Here is a 20,457-nt window from a genome sequence, read left to right as displayed (position 1 = left end):
AATATGAGGGAACGATATTGAAAATAAGTCAGTCGATGAAAAGGTCGGTAATAGGTGTCGCTGCCATTGCGTTGTTGTCAGCGTGCCAGAGTGCGCCAATGACCGCAAAAGTTGAACAACCGGAAATAGCAGGACCTCAATGGGAAAGTGCAACGTTTAGATATACACCTGTAACACAACCCAGCTCACTATTTTCGCTAAGCCAAGCGCAGCAACAGGAGTTTTTGTCGTACTACTATGCGCCTGAAAACCAAGACACTTCCCCTAATTTCAGACTGGCAGACTACCTTAATAAACTCGTTCAGCATTTTAATTATGTTGGTGAAACATTTACTGCTTCTGAGGCATTAAGTAAGCAATCGGGCAATTGTTTGTCGTTGGCAGTGCTTACAACAGCGTTAGCTAGACTTGTGGGTCTTGACGTATTTTATCAACAAGTTCATACCCCCCCGCTTTATCGCAGAATCAATGGTGTACTAACAACCTCTACCCATGTTCGCAGCATAGTGCTTGAGCCCCAACACGAAAAACAAGATGGGGTGATTTTCTTTAGAAGTCGAGCGGTAATTGATTACTTCCCGTCAGCATCGAACGACCTTGGTGAATACATCACGGAAAACGCTTTTATTTCTATGTATTACCAAAATATGGCGGCTGAAGAAGTGGGAAACAAAAACGGTAGCTTGGCCTATAGCTATCTATCTGAGGCAATGAAACTTGACAATACAAACCCAGAAACGATAAATACACTTGCAGTGTTATATCGAAAACATGGGCTATTTGAAAAAGCCCGAAGCCTCTATGAGTTTGTTATTGAAAACGATAATAAATCCATTCATACACTGACCAATTACGCGGTGTTGTTGGATAGTGTAGGCGACAAACAATCACTCAATAATTTAGGTGAGTTGTATTTACGCGCTGATGATAGCAATCCTTACCGATGGTACGACTTAGGTAATGATGCATTAAAAAAGGGTAACTACGAGCGCGCAGAAGTATTTTTCAAACGTGCGATAAAAGAGGGGCCGTACTTAGCTGAGGGCTATCTAGGGTTGTCAAAGGCGCACTATTTTAACGGTAATATTGAACAAGCGCTGACAATGATGGAAAAAGCAGTGAGCTTTTCTTATCCATCCGACAATCGCGGGCTCTACGCTGCAAAGCTAGAAGCGTTGCAGCGTAGCCACGAGTAATACTATATTGCTGCGGCGAGTTCGGCGCCTTGTCGAATAGCGCGCTTGGCATCAAGTTCTGCAGCAACATCTGCACCACCAATGATATGCACCGTAAAGCCGGCGTCTTCAAGTGGTTTTTGCAGCGGTTTGAAGGGTTCTTGCCCTGCACATACAATAACATGATCAACGCCAAGCACTTTTGGTTGGTCGTTGATCAGAACATGCAATCCTTCATCATCCACTTTCTCATAGCTTACACCATTGATCATTTGAACATTGTGGTGCTTCAATGACTGACGGTGGATCCAGCCGGTTGTTTTTCCGAGTCCTTTACCCACTTTGGACGTTTTACGTTGTAACAGGTAAACCTCGCGTTCTGAAGGCTCAATGGCTTTTTCCTTAAGTGCACCAGGCGCGCTGTAGCTTTGGTCGATACCCCAGTGAGCAAGCCATTTTTCTTTATCCTTGGCAAGGTGCTCATGCTCTACCAAATATTCAGCAACATCGAAGCCTATACCGCCTGCGCCAATAATAGCGACTTTCTTACCGACGGTTTTATGGTCGCGAAGCACGTCTAAATAGCCCATTACTTTAGGATGATCATGCCCTTCAATCGTCAATTTTCGAGGGTTAATTCCTGTTGCGAGTACAACTTCATCAAAGTTTTCTTGTTTCAGAGTTTCTACACTTACTTCAGTGTTCAAATGGATGTTCACGCCAGTACGCGCAAGTTGATTTTGGAAGTATCGTAAAGTTTCATAGAACTCTTCTTTGCCTGGCACTTGTTTGGCGTAGTTAAACTGGCCACCAATTTCCGCTGCTTTGTCGAACAAATGAACGTCGTGCCCTCTGTCTGCGGCGTACATTGAAAAGGCAAGACCAGCAGGGCCAGCCCCTACAACAGCTAACTTCTTCTTGTTAGTCGCTTGTGCAAAGGTTAGCTCAGTTTCATAACATGCTTGTGGGTTCACCAAGCAGCTCGCACGCTTTTGCTCAAACGCATGGTCTAAACACGCTTGGTTGCATGCTATGCATGTGTTGATAAGCGCCGATTCATCACGCATGGCTTTGGCCACAAAATGTGCATCCGCCAAGAAAGGTCGCGCCATTGATACCATATCGGCGTGACCTTGCGCTAACACCGACTCAGCTACTTCTGGCGTATTTATGCGGTTGGTCGTAACAAGCGGTAATGAAACCTCTTTTTTCATACGCTCAGTAATCCAGGTAAATGCAGCGCGTGGTACCGAGGTAGAAATTGTCGGGACTCTTGCTTCATGCCAACCAATGCCTGTATTGATGAGTGTTGCGCCTGCTTTTTCTATTTCTTTTGCAAGATAAACCACTTCATCCCATTCGGCACCACCTTCGACTAGGTCTAACATTGATAGACGATAAATAATGATGAAGTTAGTACCTACTTTTTCTCTAACACCTTTTACAATCTCTATAGCAAGACGGGCTCTGTTCTCAAGACTGCCACCCCACTCATCATTTCTATGGTTAGTTCTTTTGCAGAAAAACTGGTTAATCAGATAACCTTCTGAGCCCATAATTTCCACACCGTCGTAACCCGCTTCAAATGCTAAGCTCGCACACTTAATATAATCTTTTATCGTACTTCTTACGCCACGTGACGACAGCTCTCTAGGCTTAAACGGCGTGATGGGAGACTTCATTGGAGAGGCAGACACCGCAAGAGGATGATAACCATAACGACCGGAATGCAGAATTTGCATACAAATCTTACCGCCTTCGGCGTGCACAGCGTCGGTAATAACGCGGTGCTTTTTCGCATGCCCTTTACGGGTCATTCTGCCAGCGAAAGGCGCCACCCAGCCCGATATATTTGGGCTGATACCGCCAGTCACGATAAGACCGACACCACCTTTTGCACGCTCGGCATAAAACGCAGCTAGTTTGTCAAATCCGCCTTTTTCTTCTTCAAGGCCAAGGTGCATAGAACCCATTAGCGTTCTGTTGCGAAGCGTAGTAAAGCCTAAATCCAGTGGTTCAAGTAGGTGAGGGTAAGGGGTAGCCATAGGTATTCTCTTTGCTTTATTTATTATTGAAGGATGCCAACATAGTTGGCCCGACCAGTTAATTTGATTATTTACTACCTTGCTGGAATGGTAAAGCGGCTGATATGAAAAAGTATTAAAAAAGCGAGATAGCCCAAAACTATCTCGCTTCACAATGTGTTGATTAGACTCACTTTGAGTCCCTATCTACTCGTCAACATACATCTTTTGCTGAAACTTAAGCGTCTGTTTTGTCGTCCCTTTTTTCACATCAATGTTGAAACGAAATGTCTCTTGATCGCGAAATGGCAATACGGCTAAGTAATAAATCGCATCGCCTTCCTCTACCTTTTTAAAGGTTAATTGGCGAGTATTACCGAGTAAATTTTTAGCATTACCTGACACGTCGACACGTTGTGCCTCGCCAGTTGCCTTGTCTAGCACTGAAATGTTTACCAGTGCATTAAACTTACTTCTTACGATACCGTAGCTAGAGGCTACTTCAGGTGTTAAAAAGGGCGTGCCCACGACAATATAATGTACATCCCATTCACCAAGGGTTTCTTTTTGTTCAGCAAACGTATGTGGGCTTAGCAGCGCCAGCATTGCTGCAAAAACGGTGAGTATTGTCGATTTCAGGTTATTCATTGGTCTTTACCTATACAACGAAGTTTCAGAAACCTTAATAAAAAGGAAACGTTTCTTGTAGAAGTAACTGCAAAAATTGCAGCGCAATAATGGCAATGAGCACCGATAAATCAAGGCCACCTAGGGGCGGAATGATGCGACGAATAGGGGCCAAAAACGGTTCGGTAAGTTGATGCAACACGTAGTCTACAGGAGAGCGCCCTTGCGAAACCCAACTTAGAATTGCGCGCAATAACAGTACCCAGAACATTAATGACAGCGTTTCTTTAATTACCCCAATGACTGAGAGAATAGCCACGCCCAGTGGATTTAAATTACCGCCAAACATCAGTCCAAGGGTGACGATTTTAAGCGCGCACACAACAACAGCTAACACGAAGGTAGCAGTATCGAACCGACCAATAGAAGGGATAACACGGCGCAACGGCCCGACGATAGGGTGTGTTGCCTTTACGACAAACTGGCTTAGTGGGTTATAAAAGTCTGCCTGCACCATTTGTAACCATAGGCGCAAGATCACTACCATCAAATAAAGACTAAATAAGGTATCAATCAAAAATACCGTTGCGTTCATGTTTTTCTTTTCCTACAAACGTTATAGCTGTTTGGCCATTTCTTCAGCACGTGCTACAGCAGCACGCATCGACTTACTTACAATGTCTTTTAGGCCTTCATTAATGAAGGTGTTTACGGCTTCAGCTGTAGTGCCGCCCTTAGACGTAACTTGGGCGCGAAGTTCGCTTAATTCAAGGTCTGGGTTGTTACAAACCATTTCGGCTGCACCTAACATAGCTTGTTGAACCATTAAACGTGACTGTGCTTTATCGAAGCCCATATTCATCGCTTCTTCTTGCATGTTTTGCAGGAACAAGAAGAAATAAGCAGGGCTACTTCCGGCAGCGGCGATAACGCCATTTATGCCATCTTCTTTTTCTACCCATACAGTTTCACCGACACTATTCATCACATCGTCAACGTATTGTTTGTCCGACTCAGACACAGTGTCATTAGCGTACATACCCGACATCCCTTTACCTAATAGGCTAGGAGTGTTTGGCATTATGCGAACTACCGGGTGTTGGCCACCTAACATCTCTTGCAAGCGGGCGACGGGCAATCCTGCCGCTATGCTTAAGAATAATTTACCTGAAAGGTCATTATTTTCCTGTAACGCGGCACACATATCGCCCATTATTTGCGGCTTAACTGCAAGCACAATAGCATCAGCAAATTGGCATGCTTCATCATTGGACTGGGTGGTGTGAATGCCAAATTCGGCTTTTAAACCCTCTAATTTAGGTGTTGACGGGTTTGCTGCAAGAATATTCTCCTTTGCATAACCTGACTTAATTAGACCACTGATAATGCTGCGGCTCATGTTACCCGCGCCAATAAATGCTAATTTCTTCTGTTGCATGTAAATCCTCTGTGTTGATTTGCGTTCGCTAATGAGTGGTGTTTGCTCACTGGCGTGAGCGAGACTTATCCTTGAGGGTAATCTCGCTTGCCAAAAATAGCAGTACCAATACGTACCATTGTAGACCCGTGTTGTATTGCTTGAGTCATATCACTACTCATTCCTACGGACAGGGTATCAAAATTGCTCAGTGATGTATGGTAATGGTCGAAAATTTCCTTCAACTTAGCGAGAGTTTGCTGTTGTTGTATTTCACTTGGGTTAGCTTTGGGTATAGCCATCAAGCCACGAAGTTGAAGGTGTTCTTGGCTAGTAACAAAGCGAATTAATCCGTCGAGCTCATCAAGTGAAACACCGGACTTGCTCTGCTCATCGTCAATATTGACCTGAATACATACGTTAAGTGGTGGCAAGTGACTTGGACGCTGTTCATTTAAACGACGGGCAATTTTCTCTCTATCAACTGATTGCACCCAGTGAAAATGCTCAGCGACGATTTTGGTTTTGTTCGACTGGATAGGGCCAATCATATGCCACTCAATATCAGGTAAGTGAGCAAGTTCCTGTGCTTTTTCAACACCTTCTTGAACGTAGTTTTCACCAAACATACGTTGTCCCGCTTCATACGCTTCCATAATATCTGATACGGGTTTAGTTTTGCTAACCGCTAGTAATTTAATGGAATTTGGTGGACGATGTGCACTGGTAGCGGCTTTGTCTATTCCTTTTCGTGCGGAATTTAGTCTTTCTGCTATTGTTTGCATTATTCACCTTGTTTTGGAGAAGTGGTTGTGGATATTACCGAACTTTTGGCTTTCAGTGTTAAGAATAACGCCTCAGATTTACACTTATCAGCAGGCTTACCCCCAATCATACGTGTCGATGGAGAGATGCGTAAACTGAATGTACCCGCCCTAGATCACAAACAGGTGCATGCGCTCGTTTATGAAATTATGAATGACATGCAGCGTAAAGAATACGAAGAAAACTTAGAAACCGATTTCTCGTTTGAAGTAAACGGCTTGTCGCGTTTTCGTGTTAACGCTTTTGTGCAAAACCGTGGCGCCGCTGCGGTGTTGCGTACCATCCCAAGTAAAGTACTGACATTAGATGATTTAGGCGCGCCAGAAATTTTCAAAGAAATCATCAACCAGCCTACGGGAATTGTGCTGGTAACCGGCGCTACAGGTTCGGGTAAAAGTACCACGCTTGCTGCCATGGTAGACCATATCAATACGCATAAACGCGAACATATTTTAACCATCGAAGACCCAATCGAATTTGTGCACGACAACAAGCTGAGCTTGATTAATCAGCGTGAAGTACATCGCGACACTCATTCATTTAATAACGCACTTCGTTCAGCATTGCGTGAAGACCCTGATGTCATTCTCGTTGGTGAGCTACGTGATCTTGAAACTATTCGATTGGCTATTTCTGCCGCTGAAACGGGCCACTTGGTATTTGGTACACTTCACACCAACTCTGCACCCAAAACCATAGACCGTATTATCGATGTATTCCCCGCAGAGGAAAAAGCCATGGTTCGCTCAATGCTGTCTGAGTCATTGCGCGCGGTTATCTCGCAAACACTGCTGAAAAAAGTGGGTGGGGGACGCGTGGCGGCACACGAAATTATGGTGGGTATACCGGCTATACGTAACCTTATTCGTGAAGATAAAGTGCCTCAGATGTATTCTGTTATTCAAACTGGGCAAGCCCACGGTATGCAAACCATGGATCAGTGCTTACAGCGTTTGGTCGCAATGGGTGTCATTACTAAGCAAGATGCAGCCGAAAAATCTATCGATAAAAAATCGATGAGTGGTCTATAAGGAGCGCCAATGCTAGATACCTTATTACAAAAAATGGTCGACTCGAACGCGTCCGATTTATTTATCACCGCAGGTTTTCCTGTCAGTGCAAAAATTAACGGCAAGCTAACGCCAATTACGGAAGGTGTGTCGTCTGAAGAGGCCTCATTAGCATTGGTTCATGAAGCCATGAGTGAAAAACAGCGCGACGAATTTCACACGTCGAAAGAGTGTAACTTCGCTATTGTTCGAGAAGGTATTGGCCGTTTCCGCTGCTCTGCTTTTTGGCAGCGTGATCAGGCGGGCATGGTGGTCCGTCGCATTGTGACTCAGATCCCAAAAGCAGACGATTTAGGTCTGCCAACTGTCCTAAAAGACATCATTATGGCCAAGCGGGGCTTGGTGCTTTTCGTGGGGGGCACGGGTACAGGTAAATCAACGTCACTCGCGGCGCTCATTGGCCATAGAAATGAAAACTCTCACGGTCATATATTAACGATTGAAGACCCGATTGAATTTGTACACGAGCACAAAAATTGTGTTATCACTCAGCGAGAAGTAGGCATAGATACGCAGTCATTTGATGACGCGCTTAAAAGCTCATTACGTCAAGCTCCAGATGTCATCCTCATTGGTGAGATTCGCTCAATGGAGACTATGGAGTACGCCATGTCTTTTGCTGATACTGGACACTTGTGTGTGGCAACACTTCACGCGAATAATGCCAATCAGGCTATCGAGCGCATTATGCACCTTGCGCCAAAAGATCAGCACGACAAACTTCGTTTTGACTTAAGTCTGAATATTCGAGCAATTGTAGCGCAGCAGTTAGTGCCGACACCTGATGGAAAAGGTCGTGTGGCGGCCATTGAGATTTTACTTAACTCGCCATTGGTACGCGACTTAATTCAGCGCAATGAAATCGGTGCGCTAAAAGAAGCCATGAAAAAAGGCAAAGAGCAGGGCATGCAGAGTTTTGATATGGCGCTATACGATTTGTATAAAGCGGGCAAAATTGACATGGACCAGGCGCTTCATCATGCCGACTCGCCGAACGATTTACGCCTAATGATTAAGCTTGATACGAAAGACGGTTCAAGCTTGGGCACATTGTCTAATGTCTCAATTGACATGGATGACTAAACTTCATCAATGAATAGGTTGTCGCGTCGTTGAAAAAACTATTTTCTTCACAAAATGCGTTCGAGATTCAGGCAGTGCGAAGTGAACTAGATGCGCTGTCTATCCCTTATTTAGTAAAGAATGAGTTTGCGGGTGGCGCACTAGGTGAACTGCCGTGGCAAGAGGCACAACCTGAATTGTGGTTGGTTGATGACAGTTGGTATGCCAGGGCCAGTAAAGTGATTGATGCCTTGTTTAACGAAACTTCATCAACGATTCCTCAATCTCATCAAGACTGGGTGTGCACAATTTGTAACGAGGAAAATGGCGGCGCGTTTGAGGTCTGCTGGCAATGCAATGAAGGGAGAAAGCCAGAGTAAGACATGCTACTCGTACTGGCTTTCGTTCCAACTTGCGAAAATCACGCAGGCTGACACGCTGTCTACCTTGTCTTTGGTTAGCTTCTTATAGCCACCTAGTTCAAACAACATGGCTTTAGCATCTGTAGTGGTGAGCCTTTCGTCGCATTTTTCTACTGCAACTCGAAAGCGCCCGTGCAAGCGGTTAGCGAATTTACGCGCACGCTGCGTCATCTCTTGCTCTGTACCATCCATATTTAGTGGTAAACCAACGACTACAACATGTGGTTGCCATTCGTCGTAAAGTTTTTGAATTAGATCCCAATCGGGAATGCCGTCGCGAGCTTTAAGGGCCGGGAGGGGGGCGGCAGTACCTGTAATTTCTTGTCCTACGGCAACCCCAATACTTTTGGTACCAAAGTCAAAGGCAAGAACGGTGCGACTACCCACCTCAGGCATGTCCTGCTCCCGGTGCCAGTTGCCATACATCTACACCAAGCTTATTAACGGTTGCTTGCCACTTTTTATGCATGGGCGTGTGAAATAAGATTTCTTCGTCAGCTTCTATGGTTAACCACGCGTTTTCTTGCATTTCTTTTTCTAATTGCCCGGCAGTCCAGCCAGCGTAACCTAGGGCAATTAACACATCGTCAGGACCTTGGTCGTTTCCGATGGCGGTAAGAATATCTTTCGATGTTGTTACCATGATGCCAGGGGCTAGTTTTAAGCTAGAGGCCCACTCTTGTTGAGCTGAATGCAGTACAAAGCCTCTTTCTTGACTTACCGGCCCGCCAGCAAGGACAATTTGCTCTGCTTTTTCATCAGATACTGACAATTCTTTATTCGTTTGCTCAAGCAATTGCTTAACATTCATTGTTGAGGGCTGATTGACCACAATACCCATTGCGCCATCGGCGTTATGCTCACACACATAGATGAGCGAACGAGAAAAATACGGATCATCTAAGCTTGGCATGGCGACCAAGAAATGGTTTTGTAAGCTTTTTAATTCCGTCATGCTACTTCTCTCGCTCAATGACTTCGACAATATCCAGTTAAAGTGTAGATTATTTGTTCGCCAAGCGCTTTTCGATAGCATCAAATAGCGCGCCCATGATGTCGACATCAAACGCAGCTTCTATCTCTCTTACACAAGTCGGACTGGTAATATTGATTTCTGTAATCTTATTGCCTATAACATCTAGTCCAACGAACATTATGTTGTTTTCTTTAAGTTTCGGTGCAATGGCTTGAGCAAGTGCGCGGTCTGATTCAGAAATAGGCTGTGGGCGACCTGTGCCGCCAGCGGCTAAGTTGCCGCGTGTTTCACCTTTGGTAGGCAAGCGAGCAAGACAGTAGGGCATAACTTCACCATCAACGATCAGAACACGTTTGTCACCCTCTTTAATTTCAGGAAGGTATTCCTGAACCATCATGTAACGTGTGCCCAACTTTGTTAGTGTTTCAATGATGACACCTAAGTTATTGCCATCTGGCTTAACGCGGAATATAGATGCGCCACCCATACCATCAAGTGGTTTACAAATTATATCCTGATGCTTGGCATGAAATTCACGCACAAGCGCTTGGTTATTGGTTACCAGTGTATTAGGGATATGTTCAGGGAAATACGAGGTGAATAGCTTTTCGTTATAATCGCGTAGCGCCTGAGGGTTGTTTACCACTAAGGCACCAGCATCTTGGGCTAATGAAAGTACTTCTGTTGCGTAAAGAAACTCACTGTCAAACGGTGGGTCTTTGCGCATCAATAGCACATCAATATCACCAAGGTGAACAGTTGCTTCATCTTCTATAGTGTAGAAGTCGGTCGCTTGGTCGGTAACGCTTACCGTTTTGGCAATACCCATGGGCTTACCATTGTCTAAGTACAAGTCTTTAAGTTCAAAGTAAACGACTTTTGCACCGCGGCGCTGTGCTTCAAGCATCATTGCAAAGCTAGTGTCTTTATGCGGTTTAATGCTCGCAATGGGGTCCATGATCACGCCGACGGTATAGTGCATAGTATTCTCACTTTGGATTAAATTGAACGGGCTTAGCTAATGGCAAAAATATTTAATTACCACATTATCCTATAAATTGGGCCATGGATGATTTCTTCAAGCCTTCATATATAAGAGAAAATGGTAATTACTTATGTCAACTTGGGTACTAAAAGTCACCATGTTGAGCTTGTAAGATACTAAGGCTCGTTATGGCTGCGGTTTCAGTGCGTAAAATACGCGGACCTAAACTGACTGATTGGTACCCACTTTCGTTTGCCATGTGTATTTCTGATTCCGACAATCCACCCTCTGGACCGATAAGAAGTCGATAACCTTGAGCATTATAAGGTTGTCTGGCTAAACTTTGCTGAGCACCCGGTGCTAACACGAGTCGAGTGGTGGCTGTCGAGCTGGCCAACCATTGATTAAGCGAAACAGGAGAGTGTAATGTGGGCAGCACATTACGGCCGCTTTGCTCACATGCGCCAACAATGATTTTTTGCCATTGTTGCAGCTTTTTTTCCCAGCGAGCTTCATCAAGTTTTACAGTGCATCGTTCTGTAATAATTGGTGTAATCTCTGTTACACCTAACTCTACGCTTTTTTGTAACACCGTATCCATTCTATCCCCTTTTGACACTCCCTGACCTAGGTGTAGATGTAACGGGGATTCCTTGGCAATGGAAAGACACGCGTCGGCTTCAACAATGACTTTCTTTCGCTGAATACTAATGACAGTGGCGCTGTATTCGTTACCGTCGCCATTGAAAAGCACAATAGGTCTATTGGGTTTGATGCGCAACACGGTTGCAATGTGATGGCCCGCATCATCAGTTAACGTGAATTCTTGTTCTAAAGGAATAGGAGAAGGGTAATAAACTCTTGGAATACGCATATCATTTCAGCACGATTTATATTGCGCTCTATGATACGTGTCAGACTGTATAGGTTGCAATGCTACTGACGATTTCGTGAAAAAAAATCGCGGAATCGTCAGCAACATGTTTTCTTACAGTGTCTTGATAATGTCTTTCTTTACCTAAGTGGTGAATTACGCCACTGTGGGTGTCGACCGGTTTGCAGACGTCTTCAGCTTTTCGCTTGTGCGAGAAGAGGGCGCTACTGCACGGTCTTGAGCTCTTGCGTATTTGGTATGTTTACCTTTATCGGTGCGCAATGAATAAAGAAACAAGCACAAAACGACCGAAAATAATATTGTGAGAAGCAACATGCGTTAATCCTTTATTTTACATAGTTTGCTAAAGCTTGAATGGTGACATAAATGTCATTGATGCGAATATTTACGAATCAATTCCCTTTCGTCACATCGCGCTCTAGTGTAAAACGTTGTGGTTAAAAAATCATCAAAAAAATACTTTTAAATCTCTGCTACTTCCGAAAAAGAGCGAGTTTTAGTTTTTGAGAAAATCGCATTCCTCTTTAAACTTGTGCTTTAAATATACAGGTTTTGATTTCTAGTAACGTATGTCAGCTTATACGCTGTGATGTACTTTACGAAATCTGAGTGACAACTTGATGACACGCTACATTAAAAAGCGAAGTAACGCTTTTTAATGGGTTGTATTGAACCTTAGATTAATTTTTTGATAGTGCCTGGCAGAATTTTAGTAGACTTTAGAACGAATTTTCATCACAAGATTACATACTGTATTGGTATGAAGAGAAATAGCTGATACCGTTATCACGATAAACAATAAATCACCACAAGGAATATACTATGGAAGACAAGCTCACGCTTTTTTCTGCAAGTGATGTTGAACGTTACATAAATGATTACGCTATACCGTGGGGTATTAACATCGCCATGGCAATTGCCATTTATGTGATCGGTAGAATTGTCGTTGGGTTTTTGTTGTCTGTATTTAGACGCCTAATGGCTAAGTCAAAATATGACAACATGCTGGTAGACTTTTTAGAGTCTATTTTAAGCGCTATCTTGATGTTGTTTGTGATAGTCGCTTCGCTTGACCAGCTTGGTGTAGATACGACATCACTAGTGGCAATATTAGGTGCGGCAGGTCTAGCAATAGGTTTGTCTCTTCAAGATTCACTGAAAAACTTTGCCGCGGGCGTAATGTTACTTGTCTTTAAACCGTTCAAAGCGGGAGATTTTGTTGAAGCAGCGGGAACCGCTGGCTCTATTGTAAAAATTGGTATTTTTACAACCACCATGAACACACCAGACAACAAAGAGATTATCGTACCTAACGGTAATATCTATAGCGGCAATATTACGAATTACTCAGCCAGAGAAACACGTCGCGTTGATATGGTTGTGGGTATTGGTTACGACGCCGACTTGCTTAAAGCGAAGCAAATACTTCAGGAGTTAGTTTCGGAAGATGAGCGCATTTTGGCTGAACCAGAGCCAAAAATTGCGGTTTCAGAACTTGCCGATAGCAGCGTTAACTTTGTAGTTCGACCGTGGGTAAACTCAGCTGACTTCTGGGGCGTAAAGTTTGATTTCACTGAGAAAGTAAAACTGCGTTTTGATGAAGAAGGTATTTCTATTCCATTCCCTCAAATGGATGTACATCTTCACAAAGCAGACAGCGAATAATCATCGCAATAGTGAAAAAAACGCCGCAATTGCGGCGTTTTTTGTTTTTTTAATTACTTACAGCTTGGTCTACTGCGAGTAGCTTGGTAATTCGCATAGGCATTTGGCATGTTTGCCTGCAAGTTTTCAATACGGGTCTGTGGTGCCGGGTGAGTCGACATAATTTCCATTGGTCTATTACCACCACTTGCGGCATCCATATTTTGCCACAGGTTGACCGATTGTCTCGGGTCGAAGCCTGACTTGGCCATAAGGTCTAAACCGATAACATCAGCCTCTGATTCATGTGTACGACTGTAAGGTAGTTGAACCCCCACTTGAACACCTAATCCAATGGCTGCCATAATGGGTCCAGACTGAGATACTTCATTTGCTTCAAGCACTTGGCCAACTGCCTGTGTGCCTACATTAATAAGCGTAGATTGACTCATACGCTCATTACCGTGTTGTGCAATAACATGCCCAACTTCATGACCGATAACGGCAGCCAGTTGGTGTTGATTTTCAGCCACGTTCAACAAGCCAGTGTAAACACCAATTTTTCCACCCGGCAGGGCAAAAGCATTAACCTGCTCGTCATCAAATACAACGACTTCCCATTGACCATCAAAAACAGAGGCCGGTACTTGTGCGGTAATTGCATTGGCGACACATTCAACGTATGAGTTTTGCACGCGCTTGCTAGAGACTTTAAGCTCTTCTTTCATGCTGGTGAACGCTTGATCACCCATCTGAGCTAGCTGACTTTCTGAATAAAGCAGAACTTGATTACGTCCTGTAGGTGAAGTTGCACAACCTGAAAGTGCCATTGTTGCTGCAACGATTGCCGTAGCGGCGAGTTTCATTTTCATAACTAATCCTTTTCAACCTACCTTTATAACGTTTTGGGAGCGCAAAATGTTCAAAATTAGTAGGGCAAATCAACATGTTCACTGTCGCTATAGTACACGTAAAATGAATGTGGTGAATAGATTGCTGTAGTGATTGACATAAAGATGACAATAAAATGCAATTTGAGCAGGTTGAAAAGGCTTTTAAAAAACAGCTTTTCGATGCAGCGTCGTTAAGTTTTGGTTCATTTTACATGGCGTAATGTGATGGATGAAAACTATTTACCGGAACCGCTGCTATGTCGACTAACACTAGGCCACCCTTAAAAACTCGCTTACAGGCTACATCTTCGCTGCTTTTGATTACCTTACTTGGTTGCTTATCAGGATGCACAGTAACGGGAGAAGTTCCAAATAGTGAGCGAAACCAATTTGTCACAATGTTTTACGCTACAGTCGCCGACGTTACGCCAATTCGCTTCGAGTCTTATGCTGAGGAGGCTGCTGCTGTAGGTGCTGTAGAGGGAGCACTCTACAATTTTGGTGATGACGATATGCTATTTTCAGCGCTATTTGGTGCTGTGTTCAGTGGAATGGCAGTTTCCATCATGGAGGGTGACTTGAACGGTCTAGAAGTTGGCTTACAAGCTATTGATGGAGACTACGTTGTGGTTACTACCGAGCAGGATGACATCGAAGTGGGGGACTGCGTTAGTGTGAGAGTTGGGGGAGAAGTACAGCTTTACCACGTTCATCCCGATTACTGTAACCAGGCGTTTTAGATTTTAAATAGTTACATTGTGCGCTAAATGACAATTGTGTGACAGACTTTGCGTTGGCTTAACTTCGTCATTGAATGAGCCGAGGATGAATTGATTTCTACACTTTGCACTACGGGGCTCGCCGTAGCTTTTTATACGTTTTGCCAAATTAATATTTGTGTCATAAACTGGTCCTAATTTATACATAGAAGTTAAATGATTTTTCTGGTGTACTGGTGTTTTAGACAATGATACTCGTTAGTGCTGGTAATGTTGCTGGTATTGACAAGGCTATTGTTCAAATACAGTAGACGTGCGACACAAATATAAAAAGGAAAGCAAATGGCAGTGCGTAATAAGTTTAAAGTAGGGTTACTCGCATTTTTAGTTTCAGCAGCACTTACAGGTTGTGGCCTAGACGGTGACGACGGTGCACAAGGCGAAACTGGCGCTCAAGGCCCGCAGGGTGAGCAAGGTGAAGCAGGTGCTGATGGTTCGGATGGTACAGACGCCTCTATCGGCATTTCAATGGATATCGTGGGCCGCGCATTTCTTGGTGCCCAAGGTGCAGCTGAAATTGTTCAATACCACGCAGCGACTAATACCATCTACGCTACAAACGGCGCCACCAACACAATCGCGGTGATTCCAGCAGCTAGCGTGTCGACGGCTGTAATGCAGGACCCTATCAATACTACAACACTCACACCGACGACCATTAGCTTACCTGCTGATATTAATGGTGTTGCGCTTGGTGGCCTAACGAGCATTGCAATTAGTGGCGACCTTATGGCGGTTGCAGTGCCTGCAAGCGTTAAGACAGACAACGGTTATGTTTTATTCTACGAAGGGCTTGATAGCTCAGCGCCTGTTTTCCTAGATTCAGTTGAAGTAGGTGCGCTACCTGATATGGTGACATTTACACCTGACGGTGGCAGAGCCTTAGTGGCTAACGAAGGTGAACCTTCAGATGATTATACCGTTGACCCTGTAGGCTCAGTAACTGTTATTAACATTCTAGCAAGTGGCGAGCCTGAAGAGTCAGGGACTACGGTTGGGTTTACTGCATTTAATGGCATGGAAGCAGACCTAATGGCACAGGGAATGATGTTCCCGAACCCTGCTGGCCAAACGATAAATGGCACAACTATTACTGCATCTGTCGCACAAGATTTAGAGCCTGAATACATTACTGCGACCAACGATGTAGCTTATGTTAGCTTGCAAGAAAATAATGGCTTAGCAGTAATTGACCTTGAAGATTTGACGGTTCAGGTTGTTGGCTTGGGCACGAAATCATGGGCTGGATTGAACATTGATATTCAAGAAGATGATTCGGTAAGCTTTGGACAATACTCGGGTTTGTACGGCGTGTATCAGCCTGACACTATTGCCAACTTCACATGGAAAGATGCAACGTTCATCGTTACGGCTAACGAAGGTGACGCTCGCGAATATTTCTTTGCTGCAGCTGATGCAGCGGCATGTACTGCTGCTGGTGGCGTAGATTTCGACGAAGACGATGGCTGTTTAGCATATACCGATGAAGTAAAAGTGGAAGACTTAACCGCTGAAGCCAATTCTGAGTTAGCTATGCTGCAAGCAACGGGTGAAGCGGACGGCCTGCGTGTAACTACTGCCATGGGTGATGCTGATGGTAACGGCGAATACGACGCTGCTTATGCTTACGGCGCACGTTCATTCACTATATGGGATCAGAACGGCTTAGTGGTTTATGATTCTGGCGACGACTTCGAGCGAATTACCGCATCAGTTCACGGTGCACAGTTCAACAACGGTGACGACGAAAACGCGGGCGATTCTCGCTCTGAGAACAAAGGGCCAGAGCCTGAAGCGCTAACAGTAGGCCAAGTTGGCGATCGCACCTATGCCTTTATTGGTACTGAGCGTATGGGTGGCATTTTCGTTTATGACGTGACAAATCCGTATGATGTACAGTTTGCAGAATATGTGATTAACCGCGACCTAACAGATGGGCTAACTGCCGACAATGTTATCGGTGACTTAGCGCCAGAAAGCTTAGTGTTTGTAAGTGCTGACAATAGCCCAAGTGGTGTTCCGCTACTTGTTGTTGGTAACGAAGTAAGCGGTACAGTCACGGTTTGGCAAATTAATCAACTGTAGTTGCTAGTCACGTTGGTTTGAGTATGTACCAACGTTGATTTACAAAATACAAACGTAAAAAACGCCTCCAGCGGTCATTGTTCTGACTTCTGGGGGCGTTTTTGTTTGGATCTAATTGGTGCATCTGGTGCGTTGTAATGGTTACAGCGTGCAGTGTTTGAGGTAAGCTATCTAACAAGAGTCTCGAACACACAAGTTCGAAATAGTAAAGGCAACACTGCACAATGGCGTAGACCGTTTTTCCTTAGTGCTTTTGTGAAGGCGTGGTTGCCTCGGTAAATGATTAATAGAGAATGCTTATGTCTCAACAAGTAGTTATTAGTGGTGTGGGTGTTTGGCATCCTGAAGAAAGTATAACTAACGAAGAGTTAGTCGCGAGTTACAATGCTTACGTCGATGCTTTCAACGAAAAGAACAAACAGCAAATTGAAGCTGGCGAAGTCAATGCCATGCCTTATTCTAGTGCAGAATTTATTGAAAAAGCCTCTGGCATAAAAAGTCGATACATTTATCAAAAAGAGGGTGCACTAGATATTGAAAGAATGAAGCCAAAAATCGCACCTCGTGAAGATGGTGAACTGTCTCACCAAGCAGAAATTGCGGTTGAAGCAGCAAAGCTAGCATTGGCCTCTGCAAACGTTCAAGCGCAGGATGTGGATGCCGTCATTGTGTCATGTGCCTATACACAGCGCGCGTACCCCGCTATTGCGATAGAAGTACAAGAAGCGCTAAATATTGAAGGGTTTGGTTTTGATATGTTAGTGGCGTGTTCTGCCGCTACTTTTGGTATGCATCGTGCGTATGAAATGCTTAGTGCGGGTAACGCTAAACGTGTTCTAGTGATTAATCCTGAGTTAGTCTCGCCACAAATTAACTATGCGGACCGCGATAGTCACTTCATTTTCGGTGATGTTGCCACAGCAACTGTTCTAGAATTAGCCGATACAGCGCAAAGCGAGCACGTGTATGATGTGTTAAGCACCAAAGCGCTGACTAAGTTTTCAAACAATATCCGTTCAAACTTTGGCTATATGACACGTGCTGAAGATGTAGATCCTTATGGCCCGGATAAGCTTTTTCATCAAGCTGGACGTAAGGTTTTCAAAGAAGTGTGTCCACTTGCAGCAGCGCATATTGAAGCACATTTAGCGAGTCACGACATTACGCCTGAAGGTGTGAAGCGTTGGTGGTTACACCAAGCTAATATCAATATGAATACCCTCATTTGTAAGCGACTACTAGGCCGTGATGCAACGCGGGAAGAAGCGCCTATCGTACTTGATGAGTTTGCCAATACTGCATCGGCAGGCTCAGTGATCGCATTTGGTCTACATCACGAAGATTTAACGTCAGGCGATATTGGTGTTCTATGTTCTTTCGGTGCAGGCTACTCAATAGGCTCTCTTGTCATCAAAAAACGATAGTACCTAGGTTGGCGAGGCTACGCCTCATGGAACATGCTACTTGGATGACACTGAGTAGCCCCCTTTACAATAATGACAACAAGGGTGGAGTTAACGGATGATTTCTGATGTAGGCTATGCGCTTAATAGCCTCGCTTATTTAGCATTATTGTTGCTGCTGTTAACGGTTAAAAAGCCGGGTGTAGCGAAGCATCTTCTGGTTTTGGCTTCAGCCGCAACATTTGTGTGGTCAACGAGTCTGATCACACTTTTGTTTGGGCCTATCTCACTCAGTGCGTTACTGAGTACCGATGTATTTAAACAGATTGCTTGGCTTCTCTTTCTTGCTGGCTGTATTCAGACAGACTTCAAAAGTTTTCTCGACGTTATAAAGCGGCCTGTCACGCTTATTATCATTGCACCTGCAATAGTAGCGCTTTTTGCACCGTATTTATTACCCATTAACCCGTCATGGAGCTTTCTAGCGTTAATAGTACTGTCTTTAGAAGTACTGCTATTGTTGGAAGTGGTTTATCGACAGGCGGGAAAAGAGCAGTGGGCGTTTAAACCACTGATCATTTATTTGGGGGCAACCAACCTTTTTGAGTTTGTCACCTACGCCAATGCCACCATGGTCAACCAGGTTGAAGTGGGCTATATCGCAGCTCGCGGATACATTTACTTCTTACTAATGCCATTGTTGGTTATTTCTATTCGTCGAATACACCATTGGGGAATAGACATATTTATCTCTCGAGATGTAGTACTTCACAGTTCATTGTTGCTAGTTGCGGGTGGTTACCTGTTTGTTATGGCCATTGTGGGGTACGCGGTTAACTATTGGGGAGGAAGTTGGGGCGCAACAGTTCAGATCATTCTTGTCGTTATGTCTTTCGCTTTGCTCGCAACCGTATTCTTGTCAAACGGCTTTCGTACCAAAATTAAGGTGTTTATCACTAAACACTTTTTTGCAAATCAGTTCGACTATCGCGTTGAGTGGGTAAAGCTAACAAAATGGCTTACCCATGCTGGAGAGCATTCTTCAGATGTGTATTACGCAGGTCTGACAGGGATGCTTAACGCTATCCAGTATGAGTCCGGGCTGCTTTACAAAATGACGAATAGCGGCATTGAATGTATTGCAAAAGCCACAACAGACAACAAAGACGTTTCTAAGGACGTCGAAGTCATACTTAGCACATTGGCTGACTACACCAAACAAAACGGATGGGTTGTAGACACTGAAGCCTACTTGGTAAAGCCTTTTGATTATAACGGACTTAAACTCGACCGCGATGTTTTAAAAAACTGGGATTACCAGTTATTTGTGCCTTTTATGAAAGATGGCGGGCTTTGGGGCTTTGCGGTATTAGCGGCAGGCGATAAAGAAAAGGTTAGCCTTAATTGGGAAGTGAAAGACTATCTCAATGCAGTATCTGAGCAAGTGGGGACTTACATGCAGCACCATGAAGCAGCTCAAGTCGTCGCTGAAAACGCACAGTTTGCTGCCTTCAATCGTATGTCAGCGTTTGTATTACATGATTTAAAAAATGTGCTTGCTCAGGTTGACTTGATTCTCGCCAATGCTCAGCAACATAAACACAATCCAGAATTTATCGAAGATACGTTTGAAACCCTTGAGCATACGAAAGCTAGAATGGAAAAAATGCTCAAACAGTTAACCGACAAAAAAGCCATGGATGAAGGTGTTAATTCTGAGTTTCTACTTTCTGAAATAGCTAACGAGGTTGTCACAAATCGCTGTTCTGGCCTAAGTCCTATTCCATCAGTGCATATTGCCGCTGAGCAATCCGTCATTGTAGATAGGGAAAAAGTAGCCAATGTGCTTTATCATTTAATAAGCAATGCGCAACAGGCCACACCTGATGATGGGGTTGTGGATGTTATTGTTAGCCTAGACAACGATAACAATGCTCAACTTGTTATGATAGAAGACAGTGGCACTGGCATGGACAAACAGTTTATTGAAGAGCGCTTATTTAAGCCTTTTGATACCACAAAAGGCAACGCGGGAATGGGCATTGGTGCGTATGATGCAAAAACATATATTGAGTCTATTGGCGGTAAGCTTACGGTGTTAAGCGAGCCGGGGCGCGGAAGTTGTTTTACCCTCTACTTTCCGCTGAGTTAAATAGTATGAGCTCGCGTTTAGCA

Annotated in this window: 19 protein-coding genes; 9 read left to right on the top strand and 10 right to left on the bottom strand. The window is 44.2% G+C overall.

Going from position 1 to position 20,457, the window contains the following annotated elements:
* Nucleotides 1–17: 17 nt before the first annotated feature.
* On the top strand, nucleotides 18–1,196 hold the full coding sequence (locus tag OZ660_RS15010; protein WP_274741459.1) for a tetratricopeptide repeat protein: 1,179 nt from the start codon (nucleotides 18–20) through the stop codon (nucleotides 1,194–1,196).
* 2 nt (nucleotides 1,197–1,198) lie between these two features.
* Here OZ660_RS15010 and OZ660_RS15005 read toward each other — a convergent pair whose 3' ends face one another.
* From OZ660_RS15005 to OZ660_RS14985, 5 genes are all read right to left on the bottom strand, one after another.
* The gene (locus tag OZ660_RS15005; RefSeq protein ID WP_274741458.1) at nucleotides 1,199–3,220 is read right to left on the bottom strand and encodes an NADPH-dependent 2,4-dienoyl-CoA reductase; all 2,022 of its coding nucleotides are present in this window, start codon (nucleotides 3,218–3,220) and stop codon (nucleotides 1,199–1,201) included.
* Nucleotides 3,221–3,406: 186 nt separating this feature from the next.
* Nucleotides 3,407–3,847, bottom strand: a complete 441-nt coding sequence (locus OZ660_RS15000; protein WP_446698938.1) for a DUF4426 domain-containing protein — start codon at nucleotides 3,845–3,847, stop codon at nucleotides 3,407–3,409.
* A 34-nt stretch (nucleotides 3,848–3,881) separates the two neighbouring features.
* Complete coding sequence (locus tag OZ660_RS14995; protein ID WP_274741457.1) at nucleotides 3,882–4,421, bottom strand: YggT family protein; 540 nt, start codon at nucleotides 4,419–4,421, stop codon at nucleotides 3,882–3,884.
* Nucleotides 4,422–4,442: 21 nt separating this feature from the next.
* Entirely contained in the window at nucleotides 4,443–5,264 is an 822-nt protein-coding gene (gene proC, locus OZ660_RS14990) for a pyrroline-5-carboxylate reductase (protein ID WP_274741456.1), read from the bottom strand.
* Nucleotides 5,265–5,329: 65 nt separating this feature from the next.
* The gene (locus tag OZ660_RS14985) at nucleotides 5,330–6,028 is read right to left on the bottom strand and encodes a YggS family pyridoxal phosphate-dependent enzyme (protein ID WP_274741455.1); all 699 of its coding nucleotides are present in this window, start codon (nucleotides 6,026–6,028) and stop codon (nucleotides 5,330–5,332) included.
* Nucleotides 6,029–6,055: 27 nt separating this feature from the next.
* Here OZ660_RS14985 and OZ660_RS14980 point away from each other — a divergent pair, with 27 nt between their 5' ends.
* The 3 genes from OZ660_RS14980 to OZ660_RS14970 are packed head-to-tail and all read left to right on the top strand — an operon-like array spanning nucleotide 6,056 to nucleotide 8,580.
* Entirely contained in the window at nucleotides 6,056–7,099 is a 1,044-nt protein-coding gene (locus OZ660_RS14980; RefSeq protein WP_159626757.1) for a type IV pilus twitching motility protein PilT, read from the top strand.
* 9 nt (nucleotides 7,100–7,108) lie between these two features.
* A complete protein-coding gene (locus tag OZ660_RS14975) occupies nucleotides 7,109–8,221 on the top strand; it encodes a PilT/PilU family type 4a pilus ATPase (protein ID WP_202262273.1) in 1,113 nt (370 codons plus the stop codon).
* Nucleotides 8,222–8,250: 29 nt separating this feature from the next.
* Nucleotides 8,251–8,580, top strand: a complete 330-nt coding sequence (locus OZ660_RS14970; RefSeq protein ID WP_274741454.1) for a putative signal transducing protein — start codon at nucleotides 8,251–8,253, stop codon at nucleotides 8,578–8,580.
* 6 nt (nucleotides 8,581–8,586) lie between these two features.
* On the opposite strand, the gene ruvX is transcribed toward OZ660_RS14970, so the two are convergent.
* The 4 genes from ruvX to OZ660_RS14950 form a co-directional block, all read right to left on the bottom strand.
* Entirely contained in the window at nucleotides 8,587–9,018 is a 432-nt protein-coding gene (gene ruvX, locus OZ660_RS14965; RefSeq protein ID WP_274741453.1) for a Holliday junction resolvase RuvX, read from the bottom strand.
* Entirely contained in the window at nucleotides 9,011–9,577 is a 567-nt protein-coding gene (locus OZ660_RS14960; protein ID WP_159626764.1) for a YqgE/AlgH family protein, read from the bottom strand. Before OZ660_RS14960 ends, ruvX begins: the two co-directional genes overlap by 8 nt.
* A gap of 49 nt (nucleotides 9,578–9,626) precedes the next feature.
* Nucleotides 9,627–10,580 (bottom strand): glutathione synthase, encoded by a 954-nt coding sequence (gene gshB, locus OZ660_RS14955; RefSeq protein WP_274741452.1) that lies wholly within the window; start codon nucleotides 10,578–10,580, stop codon nucleotides 9,627–9,629.
* A 148-nt stretch (nucleotides 10,581–10,728) separates the two neighbouring features.
* A complete protein-coding gene (locus tag OZ660_RS14950) occupies nucleotides 10,729–11,457 on the bottom strand; it encodes a 16S rRNA (uracil(1498)-N(3))-methyltransferase (protein ID WP_274741451.1) in 729 nt (242 codons plus the stop codon).
* Nucleotides 11,458–12,300: 843 nt separating this feature from the next.
* On the opposite strand from OZ660_RS14950, the gene OZ660_RS14945 reads away from it, so the two are divergent.
* Complete coding sequence (locus tag OZ660_RS14945; protein WP_202262268.1) at nucleotides 12,301–13,143, top strand: mechanosensitive ion channel family protein; 843 nt, start codon at nucleotides 12,301–12,303, stop codon at nucleotides 13,141–13,143.
* Between the two features lie 53 nt (nucleotides 13,144–13,196).
* Here the strand turns inward: OZ660_RS14945 and OZ660_RS14940 are convergent, their stop codons facing one another.
* Nucleotides 13,197–13,994 carry a M48 family metallopeptidase gene (locus OZ660_RS14940; RefSeq protein ID WP_226432140.1) on the bottom strand — a complete coding sequence of 266 codons (798 nt, stop codon included), beginning with the start codon at nucleotides 13,992–13,994 and terminating at the stop codon, nucleotides 13,197–13,199.
* Nucleotides 13,995–14,272: 278 nt separating this feature from the next.
* Between OZ660_RS14940 and OZ660_RS14935 the strand changes: the two genes are divergently transcribed.
* The 4 genes from OZ660_RS14935 to prsK all read left to right on the top strand — a co-directional run bounded on the left by OZ660_RS14935 (nucleotide 14,273) and on the right by prsK (nucleotide 20,434).
* Nucleotides 14,273–14,755, top strand: coding sequence for a hypothetical protein (locus tag OZ660_RS14935; protein ID WP_159626776.1), 483 nt, complete (start codon nucleotides 14,273–14,275; stop codon nucleotides 14,753–14,755).
* 321 nt (nucleotides 14,756–15,076) lie between these two features.
* Entirely contained in the window at nucleotides 15,077–16,879 is a 1,803-nt protein-coding gene (locus OZ660_RS14930) for a choice-of-anchor I family protein (RefSeq protein ID WP_274741450.1), read from the top strand.
* Between the two features lie 299 nt (nucleotides 16,880–17,178).
* The gene (locus OZ660_RS14925) at nucleotides 17,179–18,303 is read left to right on the top strand and encodes a beta-ketoacyl-ACP synthase III (protein WP_274741449.1); all 1,125 of its coding nucleotides are present in this window, start codon (nucleotides 17,179–17,181) and stop codon (nucleotides 18,301–18,303) included.
* A 97-nt stretch (nucleotides 18,304–18,400) separates the two neighbouring features.
* Nucleotides 18,401–20,434 carry an XrtA/PEP-CTERM system histidine kinase PrsK gene (gene prsK / locus OZ660_RS14920; RefSeq protein ID WP_274741448.1) on the top strand — a complete coding sequence of 678 codons (2,034 nt, stop codon included), beginning with the start codon at nucleotides 18,401–18,403 and terminating at the stop codon, nucleotides 20,432–20,434.
* The last annotated feature ends 23 nt before the right edge of the window (nucleotides 20,435–20,457 follow it).

The sequence above is a fragment of the Alteromonas sp. 009811495 genome, assembly GCF_028865455.1.
Taxonomy (GTDB): domain Bacteria; phylum Pseudomonadota; class Gammaproteobacteria; order Enterobacterales; family Alteromonadaceae; genus Alteromonas.
This window is presented reverse-complemented; position numbering and strand designations above follow the sequence as displayed.

Bases quoted from the DNA above. Each gene is read 5' to 3' on its own strand.
- OZ660_RS14995 (WP_274741457.1), bottom strand. From the start codon at position 4,421: ATGAACGCAACGGTATTTTTGATTGATACCTTATTTAGTCTTTATTTG.
- proC (WP_274741456.1), bottom strand. From the start codon at position 5,264: ATGCAACAGAAGAAATTAGCATTTATTGGCGCGGGTAACATGAGCCGC.
- OZ660_RS14985 (WP_274741455.1), bottom strand. From the start codon at position 6,028: ATGCAAACAATAGCAGAAAGACTAAATTCCGCACGAAAAGGAATAGAC.
- OZ660_RS14945 (WP_202262268.1), top strand. From the start codon at position 12,301: ATGGAAGACAAGCTCACGCTTTTTTCTGCAAGTGATGTTGAACGTTAC.
- OZ660_RS14960 (WP_159626764.1), bottom strand. From the start codon at position 9,577: ATGACGGAATTAAAAAGCTTACAAAACCATTTCTTGGTCGCCATGCCA.
- OZ660_RS15005 (WP_274741458.1), bottom strand. From the start codon at position 3,220: ATGGCTACCCCTTACCCTCACCTACTTGAACCACTGGATTTAGGCTTT.
- OZ660_RS14925 (WP_274741449.1), top strand. From the start codon at position 17,179: ATGTCTCAACAAGTAGTTATTAGTGGTGTGGGTGTTTGGCATCCTGAA.
- OZ660_RS14935 (WP_159626776.1), top strand. From the start codon at position 14,273: ATGTCGACTAACACTAGGCCACCCTTAAAAACTCGCTTACAGGCTACA.
- OZ660_RS14930 (WP_274741450.1), top strand. From the start codon at position 15,077: ATGGCAGTGCGTAATAAGTTTAAAGTAGGGTTACTCGCATTTTTAGTT.
- gshB (WP_274741452.1), bottom strand. From the start codon at position 10,580: ATGCACTATACCGTCGGCGTGATCATGGACCCCATTGCGAGCATTAAA.
- prsK (WP_274741448.1), top strand. From the start codon at position 18,401: ATGATTTCTGATGTAGGCTATGCGCTTAATAGCCTCGCTTATTTAGCA.
- OZ660_RS15000 (WP_446698938.1), bottom strand. From the start codon at position 3,847: ATGAATAACCTGAAATCGACAATACTCACCGTTTTTGCAGCAATGCTG.
- ruvX (WP_274741453.1), bottom strand. From the start codon at position 9,018: ATGCCTGAGGTGGGTAGTCGCACCGTTCTTGCCTTTGACTTTGGTACC.
- OZ660_RS14950 (WP_274741451.1), bottom strand. From the start codon at position 11,457: ATGCGTATTCCAAGAGTTTATTACCCTTCTCCTATTCCTTTAGAACAA.
- OZ660_RS14940 (WP_226432140.1), bottom strand. From the start codon at position 13,994: ATGAAAATGAAACTCGCCGCTACGGCAATCGTTGCAGCAACAATGGCA.
- OZ660_RS14975 (WP_202262273.1), top strand. From the start codon at position 7,109: ATGCTAGATACCTTATTACAAAAAATGGTCGACTCGAACGCGTCCGAT.